Source organism: Salinisphaera sp. LB1 (assembly GCF_003177035.1).
Classification (GTDB): domain Bacteria; phylum Pseudomonadota; class Gammaproteobacteria; order Nevskiales; family Salinisphaeraceae; genus Salinisphaera.
Genome location: NZ_CP029488.1, coordinates 881051 through 895646, shown reverse-complemented (window position 1 = coordinate 895646; position 14596 = coordinate 881051). Strand labels below are relative to the sequence as shown.

Here is a 14596-nt window from a genome sequence, read left to right as displayed (position 1 = left end):
CAGTGCGACTATCGGGCCAGTTCGCACGCTCTTGGATCATGGTCAGGGAGAAAAGGATGAGCGCTTCAGACACGGCCTCGCATTCCCGTCACGTCGACAATCGTTATGTCTGGCGCGATCTTGGCGTCGCCGATCTGGATGATGCCTGCCGGCTGTCCGCCGCGCTCGGGTGGCCGCATCGACGCGAGGACTGGGCCCAGCTGCTCGACGTCGGCCAGGGTATCGCGCTGGTGCACGACGGTCGGCTGATTGGCACCGGCCTATGTATCGCACAGGGTGCGCTGGCGACTATCGCGCTGATTGTGATCGACGAGGCCTATCGCGGCCTTGGTCTGGGCAGGCAGATGATGAGCCGGGTGATGGCCCTGGCCGGCGATCTGCCCACCATGCTCGTGGCCACGAACGCGGGCGCGCCGATGTACGAAAAGTTCGGTTTCGTGAGCCGTAATCCGGTGGCCCAGTATCAAGGTGTAGCAGCTGCCGCCAGTACGTCGCGTGACCCCAGCGTTGCGGATATGACCATGGCTGATCGTGACGCGATCGAACGGCTTGCCGATGCTGGTAGCGGCCGCGGTCCGGTGCTCGCAACGACCCTGGTCTCGGCTGAGGCGGTCAAGGTTTATCGCGATGACCAGGGTGGGGTAGCCGGTTTTGCCGCGCGCCGCCCATTCGGCAAGGGCGAAGTGATCGGGCCGGTGGTCGCGCATACCCGGGCCCAGGCGGCTGCATTGGTCGATGCGTTGCTGGCGCAGGCGAACGGTCGATTCGTGCGTATGGATATTCTGGCTGACGGGTTGGCGCCCGAATGGCTGGCCGAACGCGGCCTCGACTGCGTGGCGCGGATTATTCAGATGAGCCGCGGTGAGTTGCCGATCCCGGACCCCGGAGCCCCCGATACGCCTCGCCAGTTCGCGCTGACCACCCAGGCGTTTGGTTAGTCGTGAGTCCAACCCTTGCGGCCCGCATCGAGGCGCTCACGCCGCAGCTGACGGCGTGGCGTCGGGATTTTCATCGGCATCCCGAGCCGGGCTGGTGCGAATTTCGCACCGCGGCGACCGTGGCGGCGATTCTTGATGGCCTGGGTTGGACGGTGGCCGCGGGCGCCGAGGTCGTGGATGCGCCAGCCCGGATGGGCCTGCCGGATGACGCCACGCTCTCGGCGGCGTTCGAGCGCGCGCGCCAATCCGGTGTCAGCCCGAAATGGCTGGATCGTTTGGCTGGCGGGCTGACCGGTGTGGTGGCAACGCTCGACAGCGGGCGGCCGGGGCCGACGCTGGCGATTCGGGTCGATCTCGACGCGTTGCCGATCGCAGAGTCGCAAGCCGCCTCTCATTGCCCGGCCGCCGAAGGTTTTGCCTCCTGCCATGCCGGCTGGATGCATGCCTGCGGCCACGATGGCCATACCGCGATCGGCCTGGGTGTGGCCACGCTGCTGGCCGAGCGGCGCGATCAGCTGGTCGGCCGGGTCAAGCTGATCTTCCAGCCGGCCGAAGAGGGGGTGCGCGGTGCCGCCGCGCTGGCCGAGGCCGGCGTCGTCGACGATGTGGATCGGTTCGTGGCCGTGCATCTGGGCCTGGGCTGCCCCGGCGGCACGGTGCTGTGTGGCTGCGACGGTTTCCTGGCGACGAGCAAACTCGACATCCGTTTTGACGGTCGTTCGGCACATGCCGGCGGCCAGCCGGAGATCGGGCGTAACGCGTTGCTCGCCGCCGCGTTCGCGGTCACCGGCCTGCACTCGATCGCGCCACACAGTGCGGGTGCATCGCGACTCAATGTGGGGCGTTTAAGGGCCGGTACGGCGCGTAATGCGATCGCCGACCGGGCCGAGCTGGAGATCGAGACCCGCGGTGCGACCACCGCCATCGACGACTACATGCGCGAACGCGCCGCGCAGATCATCCACGGTGCGGCGCTCGCCCAGGGGGTGACGGCCGATGTGGTGTGTGTGGGCCGAGCTGTCGAGTGCGCCTCTAGCCCGGATTGGGTGGCTCGGATTGCATCGACAATCGCCGGTTTGCCGGGTATCGAGCAGGTGCTGGCGCACGACCGGAGCCCGCGGGGCTCGGAGGACGCCACCACGCTCATGGCGCGCGTGCAGGCCCGCGGGGGATGGGCTACCTATATGATCGTCGGTTCCGATCTGCCGGCCGGCCATCATCAGCCGGCTTTCGACATCGACGAATCGTGCCTGCCGGTGGCCGTGCGGGCCCTGGCCGAAGTCGCGCTGGCGCCGGGTCCGTGAGCTCGTCTGGTGCCGACGCAGGGTCACGAGGCCAGCAGGGCCTTGATCGGTACCTGGTCTTTAATGATGGGCGACTTGATGACGATGTAGCTGTCGAAGCGGTCGATACCGACGGCGGCGCAGTCGAGCAGGGTTTCCATGGTCTGCTGGAAATGGCCGATGTTGCGGGCAACGAAGCGCAGCAGATAATCGTAGCCGCCGCTGACCATGTGGCATTCGAGCAGGCCGTCGATGGTCTCCAGATGCCGTTCGAAAGCGCGATGATGTTCGCATCGGTGTTCGGCCAGGGTGACCTCGGCGAACACGGTCACGCTGTCGGCGATCTTGGTCAGGTCGATCCGGGCCTGATACGAGGTGATGTATTTCGCCGCCTGCAAACGTTTGACGCGCTGCAGACAGGGGCTGGGCGACAAATGCACGGCCTGCGACAGATCCACGTTCGACATGCGCCCGTTGGCCTGCAACGTGGCCAGGATATCGATATCGATGCGGTCGAGTTTGACGGCGGCGTCCATTGCGGTCCTCCCGTGGGGTATCGGTGCGACACACCGACCAGCGTCGGGTCGTCAGGCGACGATCTGCGCTTCCTTGTCGTTCAATTTAATGAATCATGCCTTGAAACAGCGTGTCAATTCCCCGCGCGGGGCAACTGACACCTTGCTCCATGCAATCGCCGTACCATCTGATTTTTAAGCGTTGCCAGAGCTTCGATTGAATTGGATGCGGTGGTCATCGTCTATTCACAATTAGTAATATATTGAATAAACCCGTGAGCTCGTTTGACCGCTCTCTTTTGTTTTCGTCTCACCTCTGGGTGCTGAAGCCATGACCGATACCGTCCGCGATTTCGATCCCGATGCCGTTGTACTGCCCGCCGGGCACTATGTTGGCGGCGTCGCGCGATGCCTCGACCACCGCTCGATCGAGGTGACCCGGCCGAGCGACGGCCGGACGTATGGCGCGGTGCCGGAAGCCGGCGAGGCCGGCGTTGATGCGGCCGTGGCCGACGCCGTGCGTGCCGCGCGCGAATCCGGTTGGGCGCGCCGCGCGCCGCGCGAGCGGGCCAGGGTCATGCGCCGTTGGGCGGATTTGATCGATACCGACCGGCGGCTGACCGAGATCGAGTGTGTCGGCTCCACGCGCCCGGTCGGTCAGGCGCAGGTCCAGGACATTCCCTTCACGGCGGAAGCGATCCGGTTCTTTGCCGAATACGCGGACAAGGCCGGCGGCGAGTTGATGGCCACCCGGGCCGATAGCCTGGGCTTCGTGGCTGCCGAGCCGTTCGGCGTGATCGGCGCGATCACGCCCTGGAATTTCCCGCTGTCGATGGCCTCCTGGAAATGCGGGCCGGCGCTCGCCGCCGGCAACGCCATGGTCATGAAACCCTCCGAGCTGACGCCATTTTCTACCGTGCGTATGGCCGAGCTGGCGGTGGAAGCCGGCATTCCGGCGGGAATATTCAATGTCGTGCAGGGTTCGGGGGCGACCACCGGGGCGGCGCTGGTCCGGCATCCGGATATCGGCAAGGTCAGTTTCACTGGATCGAGCGCTACCGGGCGGCGCATCATGGCCGAGGCCGGCGCCGCCGGTGTGAAGCCGGTCACGCTGGAACTCGGCGGCAAGAGCCCGCAACTGGTGTTCGCCGAGGTGCCGGATTTCGAGCACGTCGCCCAGTGCGTGGTCCGGGGGTTCACCGCCAACGGCGGGCAGGCCTGTATCTCGGGCACCCGTTTGATCGTGCATGAGCACCTGGCGCAACCGCTGGTCGAGCGCATCGTCGAGCTCGTCTCGGCGCTGGAACCGGGGCCGACCTGGTCGGCGACGACCCGTTATTGTCCGATCATCGGCGCGACCCAGGCCGACAAGATCGAAACGCTTGTCGCCCAGGCCAGGGCCGACGGCGCCGAGGTGGTGACCGGTGGTGAATTCTTTGCCGGCGGCCCGGGCGGGCGTTTCTATCGGCCGACCGTGCTCACCCGGGTGAGCGACGATATGGCGGTGGTCGAGCAAGAAGTTTTCGGCCCGGTGCTCACGGTGCAGACGTTTCGCGACGAGGCCGAGGGGATCGCGCTGGCCGATCATCCGCACTATGGTCTTGCCGCCGGCGTACATACCCGCGACGTGGGGCAGGCCATGCGCGCCATGCGCGGCATTCAGGCCGGTACGGTCTGGATCAACCGCTACGGGCGCAGCCGCGATCTCGCGATTCCCACCGGCGGCTTCAAGGGCTCGGGCATCGGCAAGGATCTCGGCCGGCAGGCGTTCGAGGCCTGTCAGCGGTACAAGAGTGTGTTGATGGATTTCGAGGCATGACAGATGTCTGCGACCCAAGCGGGACCCCGAGGATGAAAACCACCATGAGCGATACCGACCAGCCCGGCCACGTCAGCGAGGAGGCACCAGCCGAGGTCAGCGTTGGCCGGCGGCTGCGGCGCATGCGCAAGAATCAGGGGCTGACCGTGGCCGCGCTCGGCGAGCAGGCCGCGGTTTCGGCCGGCATGATCAGCCAGATCGAGCGTGGCCTGTCGAACCCCTCGATCGGTACGCTGGAACGGCTGCGGGTGGTGCTGGGTATTCCGCTGACCGCCTTTTTCGAAGATCGCGACGACGGCGCGCCCGCCACGCCGGCGGCCGATCTCGTGCGCCGGGCCGATCAACGGCCGTTCTTCCAGGTCGGCGGCAACGGCATGAGCAAGGAATTGCTCTCGCCGAGCGGCGATCACGACCTGCAGTTCATGATCATCTGCGTGCCGCCGCACACCCGCTCGCACGACGTCATGATCGGCCCGGGCGAAAAAGCAGGCCTGGTACTCGAAGGCCGGCTGACGCTGACCGTCGATGAGCGCGCGACGGTGTTGGAAGCCGGTGACAGTTTTCAGTTCGACAGCCGCAAGGCACACAGCGTGGCCAACGAGTCCGACGAATCGGTGCGCCTGCTCTGGATCATGCATACCAAGCCGCAGCGGGCCCAGTTTTGAACGGCGTCCACGCCCAGGAGAGTTAAGTCATGCCCATCCAGGTAGACCCCGTGCCCGACAGTCCCGAGCTGCCCGAGGTGGTCGATTTTGCCGTCATCGGCGGCGGCATCATCGGTGTGTGCAGCGCCTATGAACTGGCACGCAAGGGGCATACGGTCGCCTTGTTCGAAAAAGGCGTGGTCGCCGGCGAGCAATCCGGGCGCAACTGGGGCTGGTGCCGACAGCAGAACCGCCATATGTTTGAACTGCCCATGGCGATGCACGCCCTGCGCCGCTGGGGGGAATTGGCCAAGGAAATCGGCGAGGATACCGGCTTTCGTCGTGAGGGCATCGTCTACACCACGACCAAGGAAGAAGACATCGAGAAATGGCGCGCCTGGGAAAAGGAAGCGCGCCAGCTCGGCTTTGTCAGCCATATTCTTGATGCCGACGAAGCCAAGGCGCGTTCGCCGGGGACCACGACCGACTGGGTCGGCGGCCTGTACTCGCCCGACGACGGTCGCGCCGAGCCGTCCATGGCGGCGCCGGCCATTGCACGCGGGTTGCTCAAGCTCGGTGGCAGTGTGCACCAGAACTGTGCGGTGCGTGGTCTGGACATCGAGGGCGGCCGCGTACGCGGGGTATACACTGAGCGTAGCCGGGTCCGGGCGAAGACTGTCATCGGCGCCGGCGGCGCCTGGAGCGCACGGCTGTGCCGGCGCCACGGCATCGGTCTGCCGGTGGCCAACGTGGTGGGCACGGCATTTCGGACTTCCGCCGCGGCCGAGGTCACACCGGGCTGCCTGACTACGCCGACCGTGGCGATGCGACGACGTCTGGATGGCGGCTATACGCTGGCCGTGCCCGGCCGGGGGCGGATCGATCTTGCCCCGCTGGGCCTGCGTTATGCGAGCAAGTTCTATGCGGCCTATCAGCGCAAACTGAAGAAAAAACTCACCTATCGCCTCGGGAAGCCGTTTTTCAGCGGCCCGGAAGCGCTCGGCTCATGGTCGCTTGAGGGGGTGTCGCCGTTCGAGAAAGAACGCATTCTGGACCCGAAACCCGATGCCGGCCTGGCCCGCGATACCCTGGCGGCCTGCCAGAAAGAATACCCCGAGCTGGCGGATATCAAGATGGCGGCGCTGTGGGCCGGGGCGATCGATACCACGCCGGATCTGATTCCGGTCATCTCGCCGGTCGACACCCTGCCGGGCTTCATCATCGCCTCGGGCTTTTCCGGGCACGGGTTCGGTATCGGGCCGGGCGCCGGGCGTCTGATCGCCGATATGGCCGCGGGCGACGAGCCGTTGCTGGAGGCCTCGCCCTACCGGCTCGATCGATTCTACGACGGCACGAAGCTCAAGCAGCCCGAGCTGATGTGACGTATCGGCGACCCGGTCAGGCGCGCTGGAAAGCGTAGATCGCGCCGAGCCCGAGCAGGCTGGTGAGTTCGTCCAGGGCGGTGCGGTTTTCGTCGAGCAGGGCGGGGTCGGCGAGGTCGTCCGGGGCCAGCCGGTCGCGATAGTGGCGCTGGACCCATTCGGTCAGCTGTGTGTGGCGCGCCGCATCGAGCATGACCCCGGGCGCCATCGCCGCCTGCTCGGCCGCCGACAACACCACCCGCAGGCGCAGACAGGCGGGGCCGCCGCCGTTGTCCATGCTCTGCTTGACGTCGTAGGCGCGGTATTCGGCGACCGGGTTGGCCTCATCCGCCACGATGCGATCCAGCTCGGCGGCCACCGCCCGGTTGCGTTCGCATTCGGCCGGCACGATCACGACCATCGAGCCGTCGGCGCGGGTCAGCAATTGGGAGTTGAACAAATAGGTCGCCACCGCATCGGCAAGCGGTACGGCCTTGCGGCCGACGCGCACCGGGCAGAGCGTCGCGCCGAGTCGGCCCATCTTCTCGCGCAGTTCTGCCAGTACCGTTTCTTCGTCGGCAAAAGCCGTCTCGTGATACAGCAGCACGGGCCCGTTGCCGACCGCGATCACGTCGTTATGAAACACGCCGGCATCAATCGCCTCGGCACTTTGCCGGGCGAATACGCACTGCCCGGCACCCAGCCCGTGCTGGCGCGCCACGGCCTCGCTGGCTTCCCGCGTCTGGCGCGCCGTGAAGCGCTTCGCGCCGGCCTGAGTGGTCTCGCCGCGATCCAGCCCGTCGCGGCCATGAACGAACAGATGCACGCCGGGCGCGTCGTAGGCGGTGCACAGGCGGCTGTGGTTGGCCGCACCTTCGTCGGAAAAGGCCGGCGTGGCGGGCAAGACCGGGTGATGGGCGAAGTGCGAGTCGTCGGCGAAGATGGCGGCCAGTGCTGCAGCCGTGGTTGGCGCCTCGATCGCCCGATGAAAACTCGATTGCAGGTTGGCCGCGGTGAAATGCACGCGGCCATCCGCTGCATCGAATGACGGGGTGATGGTGGCGGCATTGGCCGTCCACATCGCCGCCGCCGAGGAAATCGCGCGCACGATGGCCGGATCGGCCGCCTGAGCCGCGGCCAGCATTTGCGCCGCGCTGCCGGTGAAACCGAGCTGTGCCAGTATTTCGATCGCCGGGCGCGGCTGCGGCGGCAGCACGCCCTGGGCGAAACCCGCGTCGTGCAGCGCCTTCATCTTGGCCAGGCCCTGTAGTGCGGCCTCGCGCGGATTCGAGATCAGGCCGCGATGGCTGGCCGAGGCGATATTGCCGTGGGCCAGGCCGCTGTAGTTGTGGGTCGGGCCGACCAGGCCGTCGAAATTGACTTCGCGTGTGGCGTCCGGGGCGAATGTGTTCATTCTGGCGTGTCCATCAACATAGATTGAGTGCCTGCAGCGCCGTCTCGACGGCCTGTCGATCGGCGCCACTCAGGCTCTGGAGCGGAAGCGGCAGACTGTCTGGTGCAACGAGACCGAGCACTTCCGCAGCGGTGGCGATCACGCGCAGGCTGCCGCCATGGCGCGCGTATAGCGTCCACAGCGGGGCGAGTGCCTCAGAGAGACGGCTTGCGTCGGCCGCGTTGCCCTCCAGAGCTGCGCGTGTAATCGCTTGTGCGGTGGCCGGAAACAGGCCGCCGATGACCGAATACCAGGCATCGCAGCCGCCGTTCAGGCCGGCGGCAGCCGAGGCGTCGCCGCTGATTCCGAGGGTCACATCGAGCGGAAGAGCGGAGCGCAGATTCGCGATTCGGGCCCGCACCTGGTCGGCGCGGCCCGGCACGGCCGGAATCTTGATCGAGCCGACCCGCGGCAGCTCGGCGATCCGTGCGTAAAGCCGATCGCTGAACGCGAAACGCGTGGTGGTCGGGTTGTCGTAGACGCACAGCGGTATCGACACCGATGCCGCGACCGTTCGGTAGAGATCGAACACCTCCGACTCGCGCAGCGGCTGATACGACATCGGCGGCAACAGCAGACCGTGCGCGCCGGCGGCCTGTGCGTCCTCGGCGCAGGCGAGTACGTCGGCGGTTCGCAGGGCGCCGATGCCGATGATCACGGGAACATCGCCGCTGTGTTCGCAGGCCAGCCGTGCGATCCGCGCGCGCTGGCTGCGCGCCAGGTAGGCATAGTTGCCGGTCGACCCCAGCGCGCCGATGGAGTCGACGCCGGCCTGCGCCAGTCGCTCGACCAAGCCGACAAAGGCGCGTTCGTCCAGTTGCTCCGCGCGCATCGGCGTCAGCGGAAAAGCGCTCAGACCGGTGAACATGCAAGCCTCCTTCGGGAATGGAGGGGCGAATCTCCGCTCTGAGAGTGGCGCTCAACGCGGCGCCACGCGCCGCTCGAGCGCGGCCGATAGCCGAGTCCTCGTGGCGGCAAGGCGGCCATATCGGTTATCGCGCGGCGATACGCGACAGGTTCACGCCCTTCGGCAGATTCTCCGGCAGCGCGACGGTCTCGGACTCCATCGAAGCCATCGGCCAGGCACAGTAGTCGGCGGCGTAGTAGGCGCTCGGGCGGTGGTTGCCGGAGTCGCCGATGCCGCCGAAGGGCGCATCGGAGGCCGCGCCGGTGGTCTGGCGGTTCCAGTTGACGATGCCGGCACGGATGCGCAGACGGAAGTCTTCCCACAGCGCGGCGTCGCCGCCGATCAGGCCGGCGGCCAGACCGTAGGCCGTGTTGTTGGCCTCGGCCACGGCGTCGTCCCAATCTTTGGTGCGACGAATCGTCAACAGCGGGCCGAAGTGCTCGACGTCGGCGGTCTCGAGGCCGGTGACATCGATCAAGCCGGGCGATAGCAGGCTGGTGCCGGGATCGAGGATATTTGCGCGGGCCCGCACGACGGCGCCACGCGCTTCGAGAGCGTCCTGGGCGGCCACCAGTTTCTCGGCCGCGGCCGGGGTTGCGAGCCCGCCGTAGAAGGGCGGATTGCTCTCGTCCATCGGGTCGCCCACGTACAGATCGCCGAGTGCGGTCGTGAGGGCTTCGATCAGTGCATCGCCGGTCCGGCCCTCGGGCACGAGCAGGCGGCGCGCGCAGGTGCAGCGCTGGCCGCCGGAAATATAGGCCGACTGGATAATGGTCAGCACGGCCGCAGGAATGTCGTAGCTATCCTCGGCTACCACCAGTGGATTGTTGCCACCCAGCTCCAGCGCCAGGATCTTGTCCACCCGGCCGCCGAACTGCTTGTGCAGCGATTGGCCGGTGGCCGCCGAGCCGGTGAACAGCAGGCCGTCGATGCCGTCATGGCCCGCAAGTGCCTGGCCCACGGCTTTCTCGCCTTGCACCAGATTGATCACGCCTTGCGGCAGGCCGGCGGCTTCCCAGCACTGGAGCGTGAGATCGGCGCTGGCCGGGGTGAGCTCGCTCGGCTTGAATACGGCCGTATTGCCGGCCAGCAGCGCCGGCACGATGTGGCCGTTGGGCAGGTGGCCCGGGAAGTTGTAGGGCCCGAACACGGCCAGCACGCCATGCGGGCGATGACGCAGCACTGCCCGGCCGCCCGGGATCTCCTTGGCGCGTTCGCCGGTGCGTTCGTGATATGCGGTCTGGGAAATGCCGATCTTGCCGATCATCGCGCCAACTTCGGTGCGGGCCTCCCACAGCGGCTTGCCGGTCTCGCGGGCGATGGAGACCGCCAGGTCTTCCTTGTGGGCTTCGAGCTGCCGGCCGAAGGCTTCGACGACGGCCACGCGTTCCTCGAAGGGCCGGCGCGCCCAGGCCGGGAAGGCCGCGCGCGCGGCGGCGATGGCCGCGCCGACCTGATCGGCGTCGGCGGCGTTGGCCTGCCAGAGTGTGGTGTGCGCGATCGGGTCGGTCTTGTTCAGGGGCATGCCGTTGCCGGGCTGCCAGGCGCCATTGATGAAGAGTTGTTGTTTGGCTTGGAGTGGCATGGTGGCTCCGGTTTGATCAGTCGGTTATTCGGCTACAGGGCTAGCAAGGCTGGAGCACGTGCTTGTGGTCCGGGCTCGCGTTGATGCGAGAAATTGAGTCAGGGTTAGTCGTGCGATTCGAGCGGATGTTCCGGCGCGACAATTTTCCAGTGATGGAGCGCGAAAGGGCTTGGGCGTTGGACGAAACTTTGGGTTTCGCACTGATGTGCGAGCCACTTTTCGGCTTGCTCTCGTTAACAAGCCAAAACAAAAGGCACCCGCATCGGCGCCGGCTGCGCCGGTGCACTCCGATGCTCGCGACGACGGGATGCGGCCAGAACTCACGTCGCTTTGGCGACGCTCAAACAGGCTGGCCGCACCGGCGCAGTGCGCCGGACACCCGTCGCCACTGCGCGTCCGCGTCGCCGTGTAACGGGATGGAATACAGGCAAACCCACCCGCAACTGGGAGTAACGGGTTTGTATTCCACCCTTGGGCGCAGCGCCGAGCAGTGGAGGCCGAAAGCGAAAAAGACCGCCGGATGTCTGAGTCGCGCGCAGCGCGGCGAGTTTCCGGCGGTCCGCTTTCGGTCGGAGCCGCGCAGGGGACCGATGCGAAGCATCGGCGCAAGACAGGGTGTCCTTTCCTTTGGTTACTTTCGTTTGGACAAGCAAACGAAAGTGACTCGCGCATCAGCGCGAAACCCCGGCGCGATCGAAGATATGTCGGTTCAATGGGTGTCGCCATAGTCGTTGGCTGGCCGCGCATGCCCGACAATGCGATCAATCGCCCAGCACACGCAACCGCGCGCCATCATCAACGCAAAGCCGGGCCGCTTCCTCGGGATGCACGGCGATGCCGTCTTCTTCCGGCGCCCGGCCAATCCAGCCGGCCCGGAAATCCGCGCAGGCGCCGGTGGTGGCGGCCAGCGTGACGGGGGCGGCCGGCGTGTTGGCCCGGGCATCGATACGGACCTCGACTTCACGCGAGTGGCGCACGGCGCGTACGTCGTCGAGATAGGCTTCTACCGTCGGCCCGGCGTCGAAGATATCGATATAGCCCTCGAAGCGCAGCCCTTGCGCGTTGAGCATCGCCAGCGCCGGTTTGGTCTGTTCGTGGACCGCGCCGATGCACTCGCGGGCGGCCTCGGGCAGCATGGCGGTGCAGATCGGGTAGCGCGGCATCAGCTCGCCGATGAACGATTTCTGGCCGAGACCGGTCAGCCGGTCGGCGTCGCGGAAATCGATCGGGAAGAAATGCTGACCGAGCGCCTGCCAGAACGGGTTGACGTCGGCATCGTCGAATCGCCCGCGCATTTCGGCCAGCACGCGTTCCGGAAAACGCATGCGATAGGCGGCCATGAACAACCAGCGCACGCGGGACAATAGCGTGCCGTTGCGCTGGCCCTTGCTGCGCCAGGCCGGGCGCAGGTACAGCGAGCAGACCTCGGCGTCGCCGGTGTGATCGGACGACAGGAACAGCGTATCGATCACGCGGTTCAGATCGAGTTGCTTGGAGGCCTGGGCCAGCCGGCCGACACGATAGTTGTAGAACGGTGCGTCCAGTCCGACGCGGGCCTCGATCGCGCAGCAGCCGGCGATCCGGTCGGCGACCGGCGCATCGCCAAGGCTGTCGTCTTCGAGGACGAAAAAATACAGATCGGGGTCGGTGGCCAGGCTGGCATCGTCGGCCGGTTTGTCGAAGGCGGCGCGGGTTTCGGCGATGTGCCGGGCCAGAAAATCGCGGTTGTCGGGCAGGGAGGTGAAACCGGCGCCGGTTTCGATGGCGATGGCATGCAGGGCGTCGAGATCGCCGGTTTCGATCGGGCGAATCAACATGAGCCGGCCTCCGCGTCCAGCGTGGGCAGGGTGACGGCCAGAACGGCGCGCCCGGTATCGAGGTGCAGCCGGTCGGCGCCCTCGGGTGCGAGCCGCAGCTGGCCGGTCGCGGTCAAGGCGTGCGGTGCGGCGATACAGCGGAACGCGGATGTTTCCTGATTCGCCAGCAGCGCCACGCCGTGCTCGCCGTGCGCCACGCGATTGTCGACCCGAACCGGATGCCAGCGGTTGCCGCGGACCGAATGCAGGCGTTGGAAGGGGGCTTCGAACAACAACCCGCCGTCGAACAGATCGATGTGCCGCGACGGCGTGAAGCCTTCATCGCGCAGATCGACCGCCGCCGGACCATGGGCGGCGTGGATCGAGCCGATGGCGGCACGACCGGTTTCGCTCAGCAGCGGTTCGTAGAGCGGAAACGGCGGCATGACCTCGGCGATGAAGCTCTTGGAATGAACACCGGCGATTTCGTTGATTTCGCCGAAATCGCGCACGAAGAAATGCCGGCCGACCGATTCCCAGAATGGCGAGGCGCCGTTGGCGTCGAGGTGCCCGGGCATGGCCACGGCCAGGTTGGTCATGAAGCGCTCCGGGTGCTGGGCGACGAACAACAGCCGTGCGCGTCGCAACAGGCGCTCGCCCGGCCCGCCGCGATAGGCCGGGTCGATCGAAAAGGCGCAAAGCAGGCTGGATTCCGACAGTTCGTGCGAGAGCGACAGAATCGAGACCTCGCGGCGCACGTCGAGCTGCTGCGAGGCGTGAATCAGCGTCTCGCGACGCCAGGTGTAATAAGCTTCGCGCGCGCCGGCGCGGGCCCGAATGCTGGCCGTGCCGACCACGCGCGGCGACTCGCCGGCGTGGTCTTCCAGCACGAACGTGTAAACCTCGCTGCCCGGCGAGGCGATCGATTCCTCGAGGGCGTGGCGCGAGGCCGCGAGCCGTTCGCCCAGCCGTTCGCGATGGGCCGGGAAGTTGGTGAGCGCGGGCACGGCGTTGGCGGCCAGCGCCATCAACGCCTCGAGATCATCCGGGTGGCCGGGGCGAACGATGAGCATGCCAGGCTACGAGGTCGCCTCGAGCGTGCCGATGGCCCTGTCCAGCTTGGCCATACCCTCGCGGATATCGGCCTCGGGAATGATCAGCGAAGGGGCGAAGCGCAGCACGTTCGGCCCGGCGACCAGAAGCATCAGCCCTTCCTTGATCGCGGCGGCCAGTGTCGCCCGGCCCTGCTCGTGATAGCGCGCGTTGAATTCGGCGCCGATCAACAGCCCCTTGCCGCGAATGTCGGCGAAGCAGTCATATTTTGCGTTGATGCGGTCGAGTTCTTCGCGAAAGATAGCCGCGCGATCCTCGACGCCGGCCAGCACGTCCGGCCGGCCGATGGTTTCGACCGCCGCCAGCGCCACCGCGCAGGCCAGCGGATTGCCGCCGTAGGTGGAGCCATGCGTGCCGACCACGAACACCTCGGCCACCTTGTCGATGGTCAGCATCGCGCCGATCGGGAAACCGCCGCCCAGCGCCTTGGCGCTGGTGAGGATGTCGGGCGTCACGCCGTAACCCATGTAGGCGTACAACTGCCCGGTACGGCCGACGCCGCATTGGACTTCGTCGAAGATCAGCAGGGCGTCGTGAGCGTCGGCCAGCCGGCGCAGCCCGGCCAGGAAATCCGGATCGCCCGGCGTCACGCCACCTTCGCCCTGCACCGGTTCGACCATGATCGCGCAGGTGTGGTCGTCCACCAGCTCACGGGCCGATTCCAGATTGTTGTACTCGCCGTGGACGATGCCCCCCGGCACCGGGCCGAAGCCCTGGGTGTATTTCTCCTGGCCGCCGACCGAGACCGTGAACCAGGTTCGGCCGTGGAACGAACTGCGAAACGAAACGATCTTGTCTTTTTGTGCGCCGAACTTGTCGTGGGCATAGCGGCGCGCCAGCTTCAGCGCCGCCTCGTTGGCCTCGCCGCCGGAGTTGGCAAAGAACACCTTGTCGGCAAAAGTGGACTCGACCAACGTCTTCGCCAGCCGTAATGCCGGCTCATTGGTATAGACATTGGACAGATGCCAGAGCTGCTGGCCCTGCATGGTCAGCGCCTCGACCAGCGCGGGATGGCAATGGCCGAGCCCATTGACTGCGATGCCACCGGCGAAATCGATGTATTCATCGCCGTTCTGGTCCCACAGCCGGCTGCCTTCGCCGCGGACCGGGATGACGGCCTGCGGATTGTAATTGGGCAGCATGTAGCGGTCGAAGTCTTCGCGGGAGGGCGTCCAGTCCATG

Annotated in this window: 12 protein-coding genes; 5 read left to right on the top strand and 7 right to left on the bottom strand. The window is 66.6% G+C overall.

Translation table 11 applies throughout. The features are described 5' to 3' along the window. Nucleotides 1-56: 56 nt before the first annotated feature. Nucleotides 57-938 (top strand): GNAT family N-acetyltransferase, encoded by an 882-nt coding sequence (locus SALB1_RS04070; protein ID WP_158590616.1) that lies wholly within the window; start codon nt 57-59, stop codon nt 936-938. A 2-nt stretch (nt 939-940) separates the two neighbouring features. After that, nucleotides 941-2242, top strand: coding sequence for an amidohydrolase (locus SALB1_RS04065; protein ID WP_109992690.1), 1302 nt, complete (start codon nt 941-943; stop codon nt 2240-2242). A gap of 23 nt (nt 2243-2265) precedes the next feature. Here SALB1_RS04065 and SALB1_RS04060 read toward each other — a convergent pair whose 3' ends face one another. Beyond that, nucleotides 2266-2757, bottom strand: coding sequence for an Lrp/AsnC family transcriptional regulator (locus tag SALB1_RS04060; RefSeq protein WP_109992689.1), 492 nt, complete (start codon nt 2755-2757; stop codon nt 2266-2268). Nucleotides 2758-3067: 310 nt separating this feature from the next. On the opposite strand from SALB1_RS04060, the gene SALB1_RS04055 reads away from it, so the two are divergent. The 3 genes from SALB1_RS04055 to SALB1_RS04045 are packed head-to-tail and all read left to right on the top strand — an operon-like array spanning nt 3068 to nt 6581. Continuing rightward, on the top strand, nt 3068-4555 hold the full coding sequence (locus tag SALB1_RS04055; protein WP_109992688.1) for an aldehyde dehydrogenase: 1488 nt from the start codon (nt 3068-3070) through the stop codon (nt 4553-4555). A gap of 44 nt (nt 4556-4599) precedes the next feature. Then, a complete protein-coding gene (locus SALB1_RS04050; protein ID WP_109995262.1) occupies nt 4600-5220 on the top strand; it encodes a cupin domain-containing protein in 621 nt (206 codons plus the stop codon). A gap of 29 nt (nt 5221-5249) precedes the next feature. Then, nucleotides 5250-6581: an FAD-binding oxidoreductase gene (locus tag SALB1_RS04045; protein ID WP_109992687.1), complete on the top strand. Its 1332-nt coding sequence runs from the start codon at nt 5250-5252 to the stop codon at nt 6579-6581. Nucleotides 6582-6597: 16 nt separating this feature from the next. On the opposite strand, the gene astB is transcribed toward SALB1_RS04045, so the two are convergent. The 6 genes from astB to SALB1_RS04015 all read right to left on the bottom strand — a co-directional run bounded on the left by astB (nt 6598) and on the right by SALB1_RS04015 (nt 14595). Next, nucleotides 6598-7974, bottom strand: coding sequence for an N-succinylarginine dihydrolase (gene astB / locus SALB1_RS04040; protein WP_109992686.1), 1377 nt, complete (start codon nt 7972-7974; stop codon nt 6598-6600). A gap of 13 nt (nt 7975-7987) precedes the next feature. Continuing rightward, entirely contained in the window at nt 7988-8881 is an 894-nt protein-coding gene (locus SALB1_RS04035) for a dihydrodipicolinate synthase family protein (RefSeq protein ID WP_109992685.1), read from the bottom strand. 124 nt (nt 8882-9005) lie between these two features. Continuing rightward, nucleotides 9006-10505, bottom strand: a complete 1500-nt coding sequence (gene astD / locus SALB1_RS04030; RefSeq protein ID WP_109992684.1) for a succinylglutamate-semialdehyde dehydrogenase — start codon at nt 10503-10505, stop codon at nt 9006-9008. Nucleotides 10506-11266: 761 nt separating this feature from the next. Beyond that, complete coding sequence (locus SALB1_RS04025; RefSeq protein ID WP_109992683.1) at nt 11267-12322, bottom strand: arginine N-succinyltransferase; 1056 nt, start codon at nt 12320-12322, stop codon at nt 11267-11269. Continuing rightward, nucleotides 12316-13374 carry an arginine N-succinyltransferase gene (locus SALB1_RS04020; RefSeq protein ID WP_109992682.1) on the bottom strand — a complete coding sequence of 353 codons (1059 nt, stop codon included), beginning with the start codon at nt 13372-13374 and terminating at the stop codon, nt 12316-12318. Before SALB1_RS04020 ends, SALB1_RS04025 begins: the two co-directional genes overlap by 7 nt. 6 nt (nt 13375-13380) lie before the next feature. Next, nucleotides 13381-14595 (bottom strand): aspartate aminotransferase family protein, encoded by a 1215-nt coding sequence (locus tag SALB1_RS04015; protein WP_109992681.1) that lies wholly within the window; start codon nt 14593-14595, stop codon nt 13381-13383. Nucleotide 14596: the final 1 nt, after the last annotated feature.

Coding starts and splice junctions, on each gene's coding strand:
- SALB1_RS04035 (WP_109992685.1), bottom strand. CDS start 8,881: ATGTTCACCGGTCTGAGCGCTTTTCCGCTGACGCCGATGCGCGCGGAG.
- SALB1_RS04020 (WP_109992682.1), bottom strand. CDS start 13,374: ATGCTCATCGTTCGCCCCGGCCACCCGGATGATCTCGAGGCGTTGATG.
- SALB1_RS04055 (WP_109992688.1), top strand. CDS start 3,068: ATGACCGATACCGTCCGCGATTTCGATCCCGATGCCGTTGTACTGCCC.
- SALB1_RS04060 (WP_109992689.1), bottom strand. CDS start 2,757: ATGGACGCCGCCGTCAAACTCGACCGCATCGATATCGATATCCTGGCC.
- SALB1_RS04045 (WP_109992687.1), top strand. CDS start 5,250: ATGCCCATCCAGGTAGACCCCGTGCCCGACAGTCCCGAGCTGCCCGAG.
- SALB1_RS04070 (WP_158590616.1), top strand. CDS start 57: ATGAGCGCTTCAGACACGGCCTCGCATTCCCGTCACGTCGACAATCGT.
- SALB1_RS04025 (WP_109992683.1), bottom strand. CDS start 12,322: ATGTTGATTCGCCCGATCGAAACCGGCGATCTCGACGCCCTGCATGCC.
- SALB1_RS04015 (WP_109992681.1), bottom strand. CDS start 14,595: ATGGACTGGACGCCCTCCCGCGAAGACTTCGACCGCTACATGCTGCCC.
- astD (WP_109992684.1), bottom strand. CDS start 10,505: ATGCCACTCCAAGCCAAACAACAACTCTTCATCAATGGCGCCTGGCAG.
- SALB1_RS04050 (WP_109995262.1), top strand. CDS start 4,600: ATGAGCGATACCGACCAGCCCGGCCACGTCAGCGAGGAGGCACCAGCC.
- astB (WP_109992686.1), bottom strand. CDS start 7,974: ATGAACACATTCGCCCCGGACGCCACACGCGAAGTCAATTTCGACGGC.